The sequence below is a fragment of the Streptomyces mobaraensis NBRC 13819 = DSM 40847 genome (assembly GCF_017916255.1).
GTDB classification, from domain to species: Bacteria; Actinomycetota; Actinomycetes; order Streptomycetales; family Streptomycetaceae; genus Streptomyces; species Streptomyces mobaraensis.
Map to the genome: position 1 here is coordinate 4,338,650 of NZ_CP072827.1, position 15,097 is coordinate 4,353,746.

Consider the following 15,097-nt stretch of genomic DNA (forward strand, 5'->3'; position numbering starts at 1 on the left):
CGGAGTGACGTCATCCTGCTTTCACTAGGCATTTAGTGGAATAAGTCAGTGGAAGCAGGGTGAGGGCGTGGTCGAGTTCCGCATCGACCGCCGCAGCGGCGTCGCTCCCTACGTCCAGATCGCCCGGCAGGTCGAACAAGCGCTACGGCTGGGGCTGCTGATGCCGGGTGACCAGCTCCCCACCGCCCGCGAGGTCGTGGCGGCCACCGCCATCAACCCCAACACCGTCCTGAAGGCGTACCGCGAACTCGACCGCGCGGGCCTGGTCGAGGCGCGCCCCGGGCTCGGCACGTTCGTCCGGCGCTCCCTCGCCCGGCCGGGCGCCGCCGCGGACTCGCCACTCCGCGCCGAGCTGGCCGGCTGGGCCGAGCGGGCCCGCGCGGCGGGGCTCGACCGGGACGACGTCTCCGCCCTGGTGACGTCCGTCCTGGACGAGTGCTTCGGCGGAGCGCCCCCCGGCGGCCCGTACGCCACCCACTCCACCGGCAACGCCACCCACCACGCGAACACCACCGACCACATCCACCACGCCGACGAGGGGACCGGATGACCGACCTGACCTACGTCCCCGGCGGGACCGCCGTCGAGGCGGCCGGGCTGGGGGTGAAGTACCGGCGTTCCTGGGCGCTGCGGGACTGCTCCTTCCGGGTGCCCACGGGACGGGTCTGCGCGCTCGTCGGCCCCAACGGCGCCGGGAAGTCGACCCTGCTCTCCGTCATCGCGGGGCTGGGGCGGCCGGAGTCCGGGCGGCTGGAGGTGCTGGGCGGACCGGTGGGGCACCGGGGGACGCGGCCCCGGGTGGCGTACCTGCCGCAGGACAAGCCGCTGTACCCGCGGTTCACCGTCGCGGACACGCTGAGCATGGGCCGCGAGCTCAACCCCGGCCGCTGGGACCAGGCGGCGGCGGAGCGCCTGGTGCGGGCGGGGAACCTGCCGCCGCACGCCCGCGTGGGCGCGCTCTCCGCGGGCCAGCGCACCCGCGTCGCGCTCGCCCTGGCCTTCGGCAAGCGCCCCGACCTGCTGCTGCTGGACGAGCCGATGGCCGATCTGGACCCGCTGGTGCGGCACGAGATGACGGCGGCCCTGATGGCCGAGGCCGCCGAGCACGCCACCACGATCGTGCTGGCCTCGCACGTCCTCGCCGAGCTCGACGGCGTCTGCGACTACCTGTTGCTGCTGGGCGGCGGCCGGATCCGGCTGGCGGGCGAGGTCGAGGACCTGGTCGGCGTCCACCGGGTCGTCGTGGGCCGCCATGAGGGCCCGGGGCTGCCCAAGGCGTTCGAGGCGCACACCGTCGTCTCGGCGCGGATGACGGGTCGTCAGCTCACCGCCGTCGTCCGCCCGGAGGGCCCGATCGCGGGCCGCTGGGAGACGTCGGAACCCACTCTGGAGGACCTGCTCCTCGCCCACCTCCGCGCCCCCGACGTCCCCCCGCTGCTCACCCCGAGCGCCGAACCCCGGTCCGGGAGGGCCGCCGCGTGACCACCACTGTGTCCCCCGCCTCCTCACCCGTACCCGCCGCCTCCCCCGCACCGGAGGCCGGACGCGGCGGGTTCCGCCCGCGCGGTTTCGTCTGGCTCGTCCTGCGCCAGCACCGGCCGACCCTGGTCGTCCTGGCGCTGTTGCTGGTCGCCGAGCTGGTGCAACTGGCGCTGCTGGGGTACTTGTTGCGGAAGGACGCGGACGTCCGCGCCCTCGCCGACCTCTGTGCCGGCGATGCTCGGGAGTGCGCGGAACGCTGGTCCCCGGCCGCCGATTTCCGTGCCGGATACGGTGACGCGCTGCACTTCAATGGGCTGCTGGTGCAGTATGTGCCACTGCTGGCGGGCTTGTTCACCGCCGGTCCGATGGTCGCCCGGGAGTTGGAGAGCGGTACCTGGCGGCTGGCGTGGACCCAGTCCCTCCCGCCGGCCCGCTGGCTCGCGGCCAAACTCGCGGTGCCCGCGGTGCTGGTGCTCGTCGGGGTGTCGCTGATGTCGGCGCTCTACACCTGGTGCTGGACCGCCGTACCCACCGAACTGCTGCCCGGCCAGCGCTGGTACGACTCGTTCGAGATGCTCGGGCCGATGCCGGTCGCCAACGCCCTGTGCGGCGTGGCGTTCGGCGCGCTCGCGGCGCTGGCGACCCGGCGTACAGTGCCGGCGATGGCCGTGACCCTGGTGGGATACGGAGCCGTGCGCTCCGTGTTGGGTTACGTCCGCCCCCATCTGTGGCCCCCCACCCGGACGGTCTCGCTCGGCATGCCGGGATACCCGAACGACGGCACCTGGGTGCTCGGTCGCGGCATGCTCACTCGTTCGGGGGAACGCATCTCGGATGACGCGTGCGGCATCGGGGTCTCCCCTGAACGCTGTCTGGCCTCGCACAACGCCGACCGCTGGTACCTCGACCACCACCCGCCGGGGGACCACTGGCCCCTGGCGTGGCTGGAGGCGGGCGTCCTCGCCGCACTGACCGCGGTCGCCGCCTGGGCCGCGCTGCGGTGGGTACGGCACGTCGTGCCGTAGGGACCGTCCGCCCTTGAGGCGCCCGGTCACCCCCGGGAGGCTCCCGGGTTCCCCGCACGCCATGTGGGCGTTACCCGTGATTCAACCGCGGTTGCCAGTCTTGCGGAATGCAGCCGGTCGCCCCCCACGCACGACAACGCAGGCCACGCGCCGCCGCGGTCGCCGCCGTGCCCGCCCTCCCGGACGAGCGGAACAATGGGGGTATGGCAGATCCTCCGGCGTTCTCGCGCCCCCAGGAGGCGGAGCGGCCGTCCGGCGACCGGTACGCGGGCCCGCGCCCCGGCGGCTTCCCGGCCGCCGCGCACCGGCCGGGCCCGGTCGCGCCGGACATCCCCGAACCGGAGCCCGACCTGGACGCCGACCTCGACGGATACGGCGAGTACGACGCGTACGACGGCCACGGGCCCGCCCCCTACGCGGAGGCCCGCCCGGCGGACGCCGGGATCGACTACGCGGACGGCTACGACGACCGCGAGGAGGACGCGGACCGCGACGGCGAGCCGCTGCCCGAGAACCGCTTCCTGGACCGCGAACGAAGCTGGCTGGCGTTCAACGAACGAGTGCTGGAGCTGGCCGAGGATCCGGCCACCCCGCTCCTCGAACGCGCCAACTTCCTGGCGATCTTCGCGAGCAACCTCGACGAGTTCTTCATGGTCCGCGTCGCCGGCCTCAAGCGCCGCATCGCCACCGGCGTCGCCACCCGCTCCGCGTCCGGCCTCCAGCCGCGCGAGGTGCTGGAGCTGATCTGGACCCGCTCCCGGGAGCTCATGGCCCGGCACGCCGCCTGCTACCAGCAGGACGTCGCCCCCGAGCTGGCCGAGCGGGGCATCCACCTGATCCGCTGGTCCGAGCTGACCGAGAAGGAGCAGGCCCGCCTCTTCACCCTCTTCCGGCGGCGGATCTTCCCCGTCCTCACCCCGCTCGCCGTCGACCCGGCGCACCCCTTCCCGTACATCTCCGGGCTGTCGCTCAACCTGGCCGTGGTCGTCCGCAACCCGGTCAGCGGGCACGAGCACTTCGCGCGGGTGAAGGTGCCGCCGCTGCTGTCGCGGTTCCTGGAGGCGTCGCCGCAGCGGTACGTGCCGCTGGAGGACGTGATCGCGGCGCATCTGGAGGAGCTGTTCCCGGGGATGGAGGTGCTGGGGCACCACATGTTCCGGGTGACGCGCAACGAGGACCTGGAGGTCGAGGAGGACGACGCCGAGAACCTGCTCCAGGCGCTGGAGAAGGAGCTGATGCGCCGCCGCTTCGGCCCGCCGGTGCGGCTGGAGGTCGAGGAGTCCATCGACCCGTACGTCCTCGACCTGCTCGTCCGCGAGCTGAAGATCTCCGACGCGGAGGTGTACCCGCTGCCGGGGCCGCTCGACCTCACCGCGCTGTTCCACATCGCGGCCCTGGACCGGCCGGAGCTGAAGTACCCCACGTTCGTCGCCGGGACGCACCGTGACCTGGCCGAGGTGGAGTCCGCGACGGCACCGGACGTGTTCGCCGCCCTGCGCGAGCGGGACGTGCTGCTCCACCATCCGTACGACTCGTTCTCCACCTCCGTCCAGTCCTTCCTCGAACAGGCCGCGGCCGATCCGGACGTTCTCGCCATCAAGCAGACGCTGTACCGGACGTCCGGCGACTCGCCGATCGTCGACGCGCTGATAGACGCCGCGGAGTCCGGCAAGCAGGTGCTCGTCCTGGTCGAGATCAAGGCGCGTTTCGACGAGCAGGCGAACATCAAGTGGGCGCGGAAGCTGGAGGAGGCCGGCTGCCACGTCGTCTACGGGCTCGTCGGCCTGAAGACGCACTGCAAGCTGTCGCTGGTGGTACGGCAGGAGGGCGACACCCTCCGACGGTATTCGCATGTGGGAACAGGCAACTACCACCCGAAGACCGCCCGGCTCTACGAGGACCTGGGGCTGCTCACCGCCGACCCCCAGGTGGGCGCCGACCTGTCCGACCTCTTCAACCGGCTCTCCGGCTACTCCCGCCGGCAGACCTACCGGCGGCTGCTCGTCGCCCCCCGCTCGCTCCGCGACGGCCTGGTCGCCCGCATCGCCCGGGAGGTCGCCCACCGCCGGGACGGGCGGCCGGCCTCCATCCGGATCAAGGTCAACGCGATGGTGGACGAGGCGGTGATCGACGCCCTCTACCGCGCCTCGCGCGCCGGGGTCCCGGTGGACGTGTGGGTGCGCGGCATCTGCGCGCTGCGGCCCGGGGTGGTCGGCCTGTCCGAGAACATCCGGGTGCGCAGCGTCCTCGGCCGGTTCCTGGAGCACTCTCGGGTCTTCGCCTTCGCGAACGGGGGTGAGCCCGAGGTGTGGCTCGGCAGCGCCGACATGATGCACCGCAACCTCGACCGGCGCATCGAGACGCTCGTCCGGGTCACCGACCCCGCGCACCGCGCCTCGCTCAGCCGGCTGCTGGAACTCGGCATGTCCGACCGGACCGCGTCCTGGCACCTCGGCCCGGACGGCGGCTGGACCCGGCACGCGACCGACGCCGACGGCCGGCCGCTGCGCAACGTCCAGGAAATCCTCATCGACGCCCGGAGGCGCCGGCGTGGCACAGCGACCCCGTGACACCTCGGGCGCCCTCACCGCGGCCGGGGGGCGGACCGACACGACGACGGACCCGGTCGGCGCGCCGCCGCCCCAAGCGCGCCGCGCGCCGGACGGCGGGGGCCGGCCCCCGCACGGCACCGGCAGCGCCGCCGACGTCCTCGCCCGCTACCTCCACCAGCAGGCGACGGAGTTCCTGCGCGGCCTGCGGCTGCACGGCGACAGCGGGCACGGCTCCGGAACCGCGGCGGAGGAGGCGGCCGAGGCCGTCCGGCTGCTGCGCGGCGCCGCCCGCCGCATCGCGGGGGCGCTCCAGGTCTTCCGCCCGCTGACCGAGGTGCCCTGGACCGATCAGTTCCGGTCCGAACTCGGCTGGCTGACCGAGACCTTGGGGCGCGAGTACGCCTGTGCGGCGCGGCTCGCCCGGCTGCGGGGCGCGCTGCACCGGCTGTCCGGCGCGGCCGAGGCCGGGAGCGCCGCCGCACCCGCCGTGGGCGCCGCGCGCGCCGGCGCGCTGCTGGAACGCCAGCTCACGCTGGCCCGGACGCGCGCCCACTCGGCGGCGCTCCAGGCGCTCGGCTCTACGCGCTTCCACGCGGTCGCCGACGCCGTCGCCGTCCTGTCGACCGACCCGCCGCTCGACTCCGCCGCCCACGACCTGCGGGCCCCGGAGGCCCTGCCGCTGCTCGCCGAGCAGAGCCACCGGCTGCTCCTGGAAGCGGTCGACGCCCTGCCACTGGCCGCCGCCGGCCTGCCCTACAACGCCGAGGCCCTCTCCCACGGCCTCGCCGACGCGGGCGTGCCCGCGGCCGAGGGCCGGCAGGACGCCCCCTGGCACCAGGTGCGGCTGCTGGTGCGGCTGCGCCGGTACGCGCAGGAGGTGCTCGACGAGCAGCACCAGACGGAAGTGGAACCCGGCCTCACCATAAGGCTGTTGAGCGCCGGCCAGGCCCTCGACCGCCACCGCGACGCGGCCGAGGCCGCCGCCTACGCCGCTGCCGCCGCCCGCACCCCCCGCATCGCCCCGGCCACCGCGTACGCCCTGGGCGTGCTCCACGCGGACCAGCGGTACGAGGTGGAGGCCGCGCGCTTCGCCTTCGGCCGGGTCTGGCAGCGGATGGGGGTGCCTTCCCGGTGAAGCCCGTACGGCCGCCCGCCGGGGCGGAGGACGCGGTGGTCCGCGCGGCGGGCTGCGTCCTGTGGCGGCGGACCCCCGGGGGCGGCGTCGAGCTCGCCCTCGTCCACCGGCCGAAGTACCTGGACTGGTCGTTCCCGAAGGGCAAGCTGAAGCGCCGGGAGGACGCGCGGGCGGGGGCGCTGCGGGAGGTCCGCGAGGAGACGGGGATGGACTGCGTCCTCGGGCCGCCCCTCCCGACGTCCCGCTATCCGGTCGCGGACGGGCGCCTCAAGGAGGTCCGGTACTGGGCGGCGCAGCCTGCCGGCGGCGCTTTCGCTCCCAACCGGGAGGTGGACCGGCTGGCCTGGCTCAGCCCTGACGAGGCGCGGAACCGTCTGACGCACGACCGGGACCGGGGGTTGGTGGACGCGCTGCTGGCGGCCCTGGGGGCGGAGTAGTCCTCGAGTGGCTGCGAAGCCGCGGTACCGGGTCTCCGGTGACCCGCGCCTTCGCAGCTGTGTTCACCGGATGCCCACCGGCTCATCCGTGACGCCGGACCGCCGATCTCACTTGGCCGCCCACGACTGGCTGGGAGAGCCTACGCACTCCCACACCACGAGGGGGACGCCGTTGCCGCCGACCCCCATGGCCGAGTCGATGCACAGGCCGGAGGCGTTTCTGATGGCTGACGGCGCGCTGGTGTTGAGGGTCCAGTTCTGGCTGGGCGACCCGTTGCAGTCCCAGAGGACGACCCGCGTGCCGTGGGTCCTGGCACCCGTGGCGCCGCCCGCGACGTCCAGGCACTTGCCGCCGATGGTCAGAGTGCCGGATCCGGTACTGCTCCACTTCTGGTTCGCACCGCCGTTGCAGTCCCAGAGGGCGACCTGGGTTCCGTTGGTGGTGACGTAGCCGGGGTCGTCCATACAGCGGCCGGATACGCCGGACACCAGGGTGAACGGTGAGGCGACCGCTGCTTTCGCCTGCCCTTGGGCGCCGTTGCCGACCGCGGCGGCGGGCAGGGTTCCGCATGCCAGCGCGGCCACGCCGAGCGCTGTTGCGACGATGAACCCGCGGGCTTTTGCCTGAGAGGTGAGGTTCACGACAGTCACTCCTTCTCCGAGGAGTCCCCTGTTTGCACGGGGAGTGATTTCACAACAGCGCATTCCGGTTACTGCAAACAGGGGGCAAGCGCGCGTTTCACCCGAACGGTGCATCAGTGCGCTTATATGTGCCGTTTCGCGAGGGACGGCCAAGCGTCCGGAGCGCGCACCCGCCAGGCCCCCGCCGAGGGACGGACCGGGGCACCTCACCCCCGCGGGGCCACCGCCTCCCACCGCACCGTGACCTCCCCCTGCCGCCACCGCCGCACCCCGTCGGCCACCGGCCAGTCCCCGGCGAGGGACGACACCGACCTGATCCACCGCTGCCGGGCCCCCAGCGAAGCGTAGGGAGCGGCAGCGGCCCAAGCCCGATCGAAATCGCGCAGAAAAGCATGCACGGGTTCCCCCGGCACGTTCCGGTGGATGAGCGCCTTGGGCAGCCGCTCCGCCAGATCCGACGGAGCGCCCAGCGACCCGAGCCGGGTCGCGAACGTGACCGTCCGCGGCCCCTCCGGGCCGAGCGCGACCCACACGTGCCGCCGCCCGATCTCGTCGCAGGTGCCCTCGACGAGCAGCCCGTCCGGGGCGAGCCGGGCGCACAGCCGCGCCCAGACGGCGGCGACCGAGTCCTCGTCGTACTGCCGCAGCACGTTCGCGGCCCGGATGATCAGCGGTCGGCGGCCGGCCGCGAGGGGCACCTCGAAGCCGCCGTGGGCGAAGGCCAGCCCGTCCCGTTCGTAGGGCACGGCCGCGGCCACCCGCGCCGGGTCGATCTCGACGCCGACCACCCGGGCGTCGGCGCGCACCCGGCGCAGCCGGTCCAGCAGCTCGACGGCGGTCCAGGGGGCGGCTCCGTAGCCGAGGTCGACGGCGACGGGGTCGGCGGCGCGGCGCAGGGCGGCGGCGTGGGTGGCGGTGATCCAGCGGTCCATCCGGCGCAACCGGTTCGGGTTGGTCGTGCCGCGGGTGGCCGTCCCGACGGGGCGGTGCGGCGGGGCGGGGGCGGGTCGGGCGGCGGCCATGTACCGAGCGTAAGCGCTTCCGCTTCGGCGCCGGTCCGTGAGGGTCGCATCACTCTTTGGTAAAGGAGGGAAGGGGAATCCCCGGCCCCGTGTTCGAAGGGTTGACCCCTGCATCAGGCCCCCTGGATCAAGCCCCCTGACGCATCAGACCCACGCACGCCCCCCACAGGCGGACGGAGGACCCGAACGGTGAGCCAGTACGCACCCCGGCGCGGCACGCGCCGCACCCGTACGCATGGCAGCCCCTTCTCCCGGCCCCAGCAGTTCCTGCGCCGCGCGCAGGGCCGGCTGCCGCGCCGCGTCGCGATGCTCAGCGTCCACACGTCGCCGCTGCACCAGCCCGGCACGGGCGACGCGGGCGGCATGAACGTCTACATCGTCGAGCTCGCCAAGCGGCTCGCCGCGCTCGGCATCGAGGTGGAGGTCTTCACCCGGGCGACCACCGGGCAGCTGCCGCCCGCCGTGGAGCTGGCGCCCGGCGTCCTCGTCCGGCACATCGACGCGGGCCCGTACGAGGGGCTGGCGAAGGAGGAGCTGCCGGCCCAGCTGTGCGCCTTCACGCACGGGGTGACGCAGGCGTGGGCGGGCCACCGGCCGGGCTACTACGACCTCGTCCACTCGCACTACTGGCTGTCCGGCCACGTCGGCTGGCTGGCGGCCGACCGCTGGGGCGTGCCGCTGGTGCACGCGATGCACACGATGGCCAAGGTGAAGAACGCGGCGCTGGCCGAGGGCGACACCCCGGAGCCGCAGGCCCGGGTGATCGGCGAGACGCAGATCGTCCGCGCGGCCGACCGGCTGATCGCCAACACGGAGGGGGAGGCGGAGGAGCTGATCCGGCACTACGACGCGGACCCGGACAAGGTCGCCGTCGTCCACCCGGGCGTCAACCTGGAGCGGTTCCGGGAGGCCGACGGCCGGGCCGCCGCCCGCGAGCGGCTGGGGCTGCCGCAGGACGCGCTGGTCCCGCTGTTCGCCGGCCGGATCCAGCCGCTGAAGGCGCCCGACGTGCTGCTGCGCGCGGTGGCCGAGCTGCTGGACCGCCGGCCCGCGCTGCGGTCCCGGATCGTCGTCCCGGTGGTCGGCGGTCCGAGCGGCAGCGGCCTGGCGAAGCCGGAGGAGCTCCAGAAGCTGGCCGCCCGGCTGGGCATCGCGGACGTGGTCAGATTCCGTCCGCCGGTCGACCAGGAGCGGCTCGCGATGTGGTACCGCGCGGCATCCGTGCTGGTGATGCCCTCGTACAGCGAGTCGTTCGGTCTGGTGGCGGTGGAGGCGCAGGCGTGCGGCACGCCGGTCGTCGCGGCGGCGGTGGGCGGGCTCCCGGTGGCGGTCCGGGACGGGACCAGCGGTTTCCTGGTGGACGGGCACGACCCCGTCGACTACGCGCGGGCGCTCGAACGCTTCGCGGACGCGCCGGAGCTCGCGGACACGATGGGCGCCGCGGCGGCGGCGCACGCCCGGTCCTTCGGCTGGGACACGGCCGCCGCCGCCACGGCCGCCGTGTACACCGAGGCGATCGGCGAACGGCGGCGTCGCCTACGCTCGTCGCATGTCTGAACGGCACATGTCCGACGCGAGGACCGTCATCGAGCGCACGCTCGCCGAGGCCGCGATCGAGTGGGAGAGCCCGGCCGACGGCACGTACGTCGTGAAGCTGCCCGGTACCCGCAAGCTGTCGACGACCGTGTCGCTGGTCGTCGGCAACCACTCCCTCTCCGTCAACGCCTTCGTGGTGCGCCGCCCCGACGAGAACCACGAGGCGGTGCACCGCTGGCTGCTGGAGCGCAACACCCGGCTGTACGGCGTCGCCTACGCGGTCGACCACCTCGGTGACGTCTACCTCGTCGGGCGGCTGCCGCTGGCGGCCGTGACGCCGGAGGAGGTCGACCGGATCCTCGGCGTGGTGCTGGAGAACGCGGACGGCAGCTTCAACACCTTGCTGGAGATGGGGTTCGCGAGCGCGATCCGCAAGGAGTACGCGTGGCGCACCGCGCGGGGCGAGTCCACGCGCAACCTGGAGGCGTTCGGGCGGCTGACGGGGGAGGGGCGCACGGAGGCTGACGGCCCGTCGGCCTGACGCCCCCTCAGGCGGACTGCGGCGCGGGCCGTTCCTCCCGGTTCGCGCCTCCCGCGTACACCGCGTCCATGGCGCCCTCCTCCGGCAGGTTCCGGGTCAGCAGCCAGTAGCCGGCCGCCGCGAAGGTGCCGATCACCGCGCACCCGGCCCAGAGCACGTCGGCGCCGAACTCCTCGATGACCGCGCCGCCCGTCAGCGGCGCGACCAGGGCCGACAGCGTCCAGGACAGCGAGAACACACCCTGGTAGCGGCCCCGGGCGTGGCGCGGCGAGAAGCGCACCACCATGCCGGACTGGGTGGGGGCGTTGACGATCTCGGCGAGCGTCCAGACGGCGATGGTCAGCGCGAAGAAGCCGACCGAGCCGGCGAACGCGGTCAGGCCGAAGCCGTACCCGGCGAGCAGGGCGGAGAAGACCAGCAGCATCCGGGGGTCGCGGCGTTCGATGAGGCGGGTCACCGGGATCTGGAGGGCGACGATCATGATGCCGTTGACGGCCATGACCATGCCGTAGTCCTGGGTGGAGAGCCCCGCCCGGCCCATCGCCACCGGCAGCGCGACCGAGCTCTGCGTGAAGAGGAGCGCGACCAGGAAGGCCAGGCCGGTGACGCCCATGAACCGCCCGTCGCGCAGGACCGTGCCCAGCCCCACGGCGGGCGCCGCCTCGCCGGCGGCCGACGGCGCGGCCGGCTCGGGCCGCGACTCGGGGAGCGTGAAGTAGGCCAGGACGGCGCAGGCCAGCGTGATCGCGGCCTCGCCGAGGAAGCCGGCCAGGTAGCTGTACTCGGCGACGAACCCGGCCGCCGTGGAGGAGATCGCGAAGCCGAGGTTGATCGCCCAGTAGTTGATCGAGTACGCCCGCAGCCGGTCCTCGGGCCGGACGATGTCGGCCATCATCGCGGTGACGGCGGGCCGCGAGGAGTTGCTCGCCAGTCCCACCAGGAAGGCGGCGCCGGAGATCGACACGGGGTCGTGCACGAAGCCGAGCAGCGCCACCGAGGCGGCCGTCCCGACCTGGGCGATCATCAGGGTGGGCCGCCGTCCCAGCCGGTCGGTCAGCACCCCCGCCCCGACCGAGGCGATCACCCCGCCGAGGCCGTGCAGGGCGGCGACCAGCCCGGCGAAGAACGCGGAGTAGCCGCGCTCCAGCGTCAGGTACAGGGCGAGGAAGGTGGCGACGAACGAGCCCAGCCGGTTGACCAGCGTGCAGAGCCACAGCCACCAGAACGCGCGGGGGAGTCCCGCCACGCTTTCCCTCGCCGCTCTGCCCATCCGCGTCATCACGCGTCCGCCCCCCTGTGGTAAGTGTCCTCTCGGTGCTCCGCACATTACGAGCGTCTGGCGTGGGCACGCCATTCAATTGACGGGGTGCGTCAAATGACGCCGTGAGCGGCACCCCGGGCCCGTCGATTACGCTCAAGGGCATGGCCGACGCACCGTACAAGCTCATCCTCCTCCGCCACGGCGAGAGCGAGTGGAACGCGAAGAACCTGTTCACCGGCTGGGTGGACGTCAACCTGAACGAGAAGGGCGAGAAGGAGGCCGTCCGCGGCGGAGAACTGCTCAAGGACGCCGGCCTGCTCCCTGACGTGGTCCACACCTCCCTCCAGAAGCGCGCCATCCGCACCGCGCAGCTGGCCCTGGAGGCGGCCGACCGCCACTGGATCCCCGTCCACCGCTCCTGGCGCCTGAACGAGCGCCACTACGGCGCCCTCCAGGGCAAGGACAAGGCCCAGACCCTGGCGGAGTTCGGCGAGGAGCAGTTCATGCTCTGGCGCCGCTCCTACGACACTCCGCCGCCCGTCCTGGAGGACGGCTCCGAGTTCTCCCAGAGCGACGACCCGCGCTACGCCTCCATCCCCCCGGAGCTGCGCCCCCGCACCGAGTGCCTCAAGGACGTCGTCGTCCGCATGCTGCCGTACTGGTACGACGGCATCGTCCCGGACCTGCTGGCCGGCCGCACCGTCCTCGTCGCCGCCCACGGCAACTCGCTGCGCGCCCTGGTCAAGCACCTGGACGGCATCTCCGACGCCGACATCGCGGGCCTGAACATCCCCACCGGCATCCCGCTCGCCTACGAGCTCGACGCCGACTTCCGCCCGGTCGTCCCCGGCGGCACCTACCTCGACCCGGAGGCCGCCAAGGCCGCGATCGAGGCCGTGAAGAACCAGGGCAAGAAGAAGTAGCCCGGCGGCCGGAAGCATCCCGGTGCGGGCAAGGGCCCCCGAGGCGGCGTCGGCCGCCCGGGGGCCCTTCCCGTGAGTGACGTGGACGAGGCGTGTCAGCCGCAGCCTCCGCCGCACTGGCAGGAGCCGCCCTGCTGGCAGCCGCAACTGCAGCTCGGACCGCACTGGCATCCGCTCATCGCGGGTGCTGCGGGGGCCACGCGCTCAGGGATGTTCGCGAGAGAACCGGTCATGCGGTACCTCCTCGATGGTGGTCTGCCACAGACCACTCAACGCTCACCCGGCGTCCGTCGTCAATGCGCTCGGTGTACGAGTGTGTGGGCGCACCGGGTGCGTCAGGGGGCGTACGGGCGCACGCGGGGTATCACGAACTCTCCCCCGCGCCGGGGGCGCCCGCCGTCTGGTTGAGCTCGTCGGCGTGCTCCCCGGTGACCAGGTAGACGACGCGTTTGGCGACCGAGACGGCGTGGTCGGCGAACCGCTCGTAGTAGCGGCCCAGCAGGGTCACGTCCACGGCCGTCTCGATGCCGTGCTGCCAGCGGTCGTCCATCAGGTGCTGGAAGAGGGCGCGGTGCAGCAGGTCCATGGCGTCGTCGTCCTGCTCCAGCTGGAGCGCGAGGTCCACGTCCTTGGTGATCAGCACCTCGCCCGCCTTGGCCATCAGCCGCTGGGCGAGCTGGCCCATCTCCAGCACCGTGGAGTGCAGGTCGCGCGGGACCGCCGTGTCCGGGAAGCGCAGCCGGGCGAGCTTCGCGACGTGCTGCGCGAGGTCGCCGGAGCGCTCCAGGTCGGCGCTCATCCGCAGGGACGTGACCACGATCCGCAGGTCGGTGGCGACCGGTTGCTGCCGGGCCAGCAGCGCGATGGCCCGCGCCTCCAGGTCCCGCTGGAGGTCGTCCACCTTGCTGTCGCCGGCGATCACGGCCTCCGCGAGCTTGAGGTCCGCGTCCAGGATCGCCGTCGTGGCACGCCCTATGGCGGAGCCGACGAGCCGCGCCATTTCGACCAGCCCGTCGCCTATCGAGTCCAGCTCCTCGTGGTACGCGTCCCGCATCGTGTCCTTCTCTCGCTTCGAGTGGTGCGGCGGCCGGGCCGTGCGTTCGGTGATTCTCGGGCCGCCCGGTACCACGATCCGGCCGGAACGCGACGGGTGTCGACCCCCGGAGTGAACCACCGCCGACCTCAAGGTGAACTCTCGGCAACGTGTGTTCGAGGCGCCCCCCATTTGGCTGTGGGGCTGTCGGTGCCCCCGCATAACCTGGAGGCATGAACGTGGACGCGGCCGTCGCCGCAGCGGCAGCCCTCGCCGGCCTGTGCACCGGTGTGATCGCCATGCTGGCGTTCCGCTGGAGCGAGCGCGACCAGGCGCGCCCCAGCCGCAGCTCGCTGCACACCGACGCGGTCCTGCCGCCCGGTGTCGACACCGTCCTGTCCGTGCTGCGGTCCTCCGCCGTCGTCCTCGACGAGGGCGACGCGGTCGTCAAGGCCAGCTCGGCGGCGTACGCCCTCGGCCTGGTGCGCGGCGGCCGGCTCGCCGTGGACGCCATGCTCCAGATGGCCCGCGACACCCGCCGCGACGGGGAGATACGCCAGGTCGAGCTGGACCTGCCGCGCCGCGGCACCGGCCGGGGGGAGGCCCTCGCGGTCTCCGCGCGGGTGGCGCCGCTGGGCTCCCGCCTGGTCCTGCTGCTGGTCGAGGACCTCACGGAGGCGCGCCGCATCGAGGCCGTCCGCCGGGACTTCGTCGCCAACGTCAGCCACGAGCTCAAGACCCCGGTCGGCGCGCTGTCCCTGCTCTCCGAGGCCGTGATGGACGCCAGCGACGACCCCGAGGCCGTCACCCGCTTCGCCGGCCGGATGCAGATCGAGGCCACCCGGCTGACCAACCTGGTCCAGGAGCTGATCGACCTCTCCCGGGTGCAGAACGACGACCCCCTGGAGGACGCCGAGCCCGTCCGCGTGGACGAGCTCGTCGCCGAGGCCGTCGACCGCTGCCGCCACCAGGCCGGCACCAAGCAGATCACCATGGCCTCGGGAGGCGCCGCCGGCCTGCACGTCTGGGGCAACCGGGGCCAGCTCGCAGCGGCCCTCGGCAACCTCGTCGAGAACGCCGTCAACTACAGCCCCGCCCGCACCCGCGTGGGCATCGCCGCCCGCCGGGTGGCCGCGCCCGGCGGCGATCTGATCGAGATAGCCGTCACCGACCAGGGCATCGGCATATCCGAGAAGGACCGCGAGCGGGTCTTCGAGCGCTTCTACCGCGTCGACCCCGCCCGCTCCCGCGCCACCGGCGGCACCGGGCTCGGCCTGTCGATCGTCAAGCACGTGGCCGCGTCGCACGGCGGCGAGGTCACCGTCTGGAGCGCAGAGGGCCAGGGCTCCACCTTCACCCTCCGCCTCCCGGAGGCGGGCGTCGGCCGCGACCGGCTTCGCCTGCGCCGCCTGGACACCGACGATCCCCAGGACGCGGCCGAGGCGACGGGCCACCTCCACGGCCTCGCCACGCCGGAACCGCACCGGTGAGTCACCCGCGCCCCGCGC

General features: G+C 73.5%; 14 protein-coding genes. 10 read left to right on the plus strand and 4 right to left on the minus strand.

Going from position 1 to position 15,097, the window contains the following annotated elements:
• The first annotated feature begins 67 nt into the window (after positions 1–67).
• From J7W19_RS18660 to J7W19_RS18685, 6 genes are all read left to right on the plus strand, one after another.
• Entirely contained in the window at positions 68–550 is a 483-nt protein-coding gene (locus J7W19_RS18660; protein WP_004943927.1) for a GntR family transcriptional regulator, read from the plus strand.
• The gene (locus tag J7W19_RS18665) at positions 547–1,482 is read left to right on the plus strand and encodes an ABC transporter ATP-binding protein (RefSeq protein WP_004943930.1); all 936 of its coding nucleotides are present in this window, start codon (positions 547–549) and stop codon (positions 1,480–1,482) included. Before J7W19_RS18660 ends, J7W19_RS18665 begins: the two co-directional genes overlap by 4 nt.
• Positions 1,479–2,507, plus strand: coding sequence for an ABC transporter permease (locus J7W19_RS18670; protein WP_004943934.1), 1,029 nt, complete (start codon positions 1,479–1,481; stop codon positions 2,505–2,507). Before J7W19_RS18665 ends, J7W19_RS18670 begins: the two co-directional genes overlap by 4 nt.
• A gap of 203 nt (positions 2,508–2,710) precedes the next feature.
• Positions 2,711–5,077, plus strand: coding sequence for an RNA degradosome polyphosphate kinase (locus tag J7W19_RS18675; RefSeq protein WP_004943935.1), 2,367 nt, complete (start codon positions 2,711–2,713; stop codon positions 5,075–5,077).
• Positions 5,058–6,194 carry a CHAD domain-containing protein gene (locus J7W19_RS18680; RefSeq protein ID WP_004943938.1) on the plus strand — a complete coding sequence of 379 codons (1,137 nt, stop codon included), beginning with the start codon at positions 5,058–5,060 and terminating at the stop codon, positions 6,192–6,194. Before J7W19_RS18675 ends, J7W19_RS18680 begins: the two co-directional genes overlap by 20 nt.
• Entirely contained in the window at positions 6,191–6,631 is a 441-nt protein-coding gene (locus J7W19_RS18685; RefSeq protein WP_004943940.1) for an NUDIX hydrolase, read from the plus strand. The genes J7W19_RS18680 and J7W19_RS18685 overlap by 4 nt, the downstream gene beginning before the upstream one ends.
• Positions 6,632–6,739: 108 nt before the next feature.
• Here the strand turns inward: J7W19_RS18685 and J7W19_RS18690 are convergent, their stop codons facing one another.
• Positions 6,740–7,273, minus strand: coding sequence for an RICIN domain-containing protein (locus J7W19_RS18690; protein ID WP_004943942.1), 534 nt, complete (start codon positions 7,271–7,273; stop codon positions 6,740–6,742).
• Positions 7,274–7,479: 206 nt separating this feature from the next.
• Positions 7,480–8,295 carry a hypothetical protein gene (locus tag J7W19_RS18695; protein WP_004943945.1) on the minus strand — a complete coding sequence of 272 codons (816 nt, stop codon included), beginning with the start codon at positions 8,293–8,295 and terminating at the stop codon, positions 7,480–7,482.
• Between the two features lie 189 nt (positions 8,296–8,484).
• Between J7W19_RS18695 and mshA the strand changes: the two genes are divergently transcribed.
• Entirely contained in the window at positions 8,485–9,852 is a 1,368-nt protein-coding gene (mshA, locus tag J7W19_RS18700) for a D-inositol-3-phosphate glycosyltransferase (protein ID WP_004943947.1), read from the plus strand.
• Positions 9,845–10,372: a type III secretion system chaperone family protein gene (locus tag J7W19_RS18705; protein ID WP_233478132.1), complete on the plus strand. Its 528-nt coding sequence runs from the start codon at positions 9,845–9,847 to the stop codon at positions 10,370–10,372. Before mshA ends, J7W19_RS18705 begins: the two co-directional genes overlap by 8 nt.
• A 7-nt stretch (positions 10,373–10,379) precedes the next feature.
• On the opposite strand, the gene J7W19_RS18710 is transcribed toward J7W19_RS18705, so the two are convergent.
• On the minus strand, positions 10,380–11,651 hold the full coding sequence (locus J7W19_RS18710) for an MDR family MFS transporter (protein ID WP_040889510.1): 1,272 nt from the start codon (positions 11,649–11,651) through the stop codon (positions 10,380–10,382).
• A 143-nt stretch (positions 11,652–11,794) separates the two neighbouring features.
• On the opposite strand from J7W19_RS18710, the gene J7W19_RS18715 reads away from it, so the two are divergent.
• Positions 11,795–12,556: a phosphoglyceromutase gene (locus J7W19_RS18715; RefSeq protein ID WP_004943955.1), complete on the plus strand. Its 762-nt coding sequence runs from the start codon at positions 11,795–11,797 to the stop codon at positions 12,554–12,556.
• A gap of 364 nt (positions 12,557–12,920) precedes the next feature.
• On the opposite strand, the gene phoU is transcribed toward J7W19_RS18715, so the two are convergent.
• Positions 12,921–13,610: a phosphate signaling complex protein PhoU gene (gene phoU / locus J7W19_RS18720; protein WP_004943958.1), complete on the minus strand. Its 690-nt coding sequence runs from the start codon at positions 13,608–13,610 to the stop codon at positions 12,921–12,923.
• Between the two features lie 212 nt (positions 13,611–13,822).
• On the opposite strand from phoU, the gene J7W19_RS18725 reads away from it, so the two are divergent.
• Entirely contained in the window at positions 13,823–15,079 is a 1,257-nt protein-coding gene (locus J7W19_RS18725) for a sensor histidine kinase (RefSeq protein ID WP_004943961.1), read from the plus strand.
• The last annotated feature ends 18 nt before the right edge of the window (positions 15,080–15,097 follow it).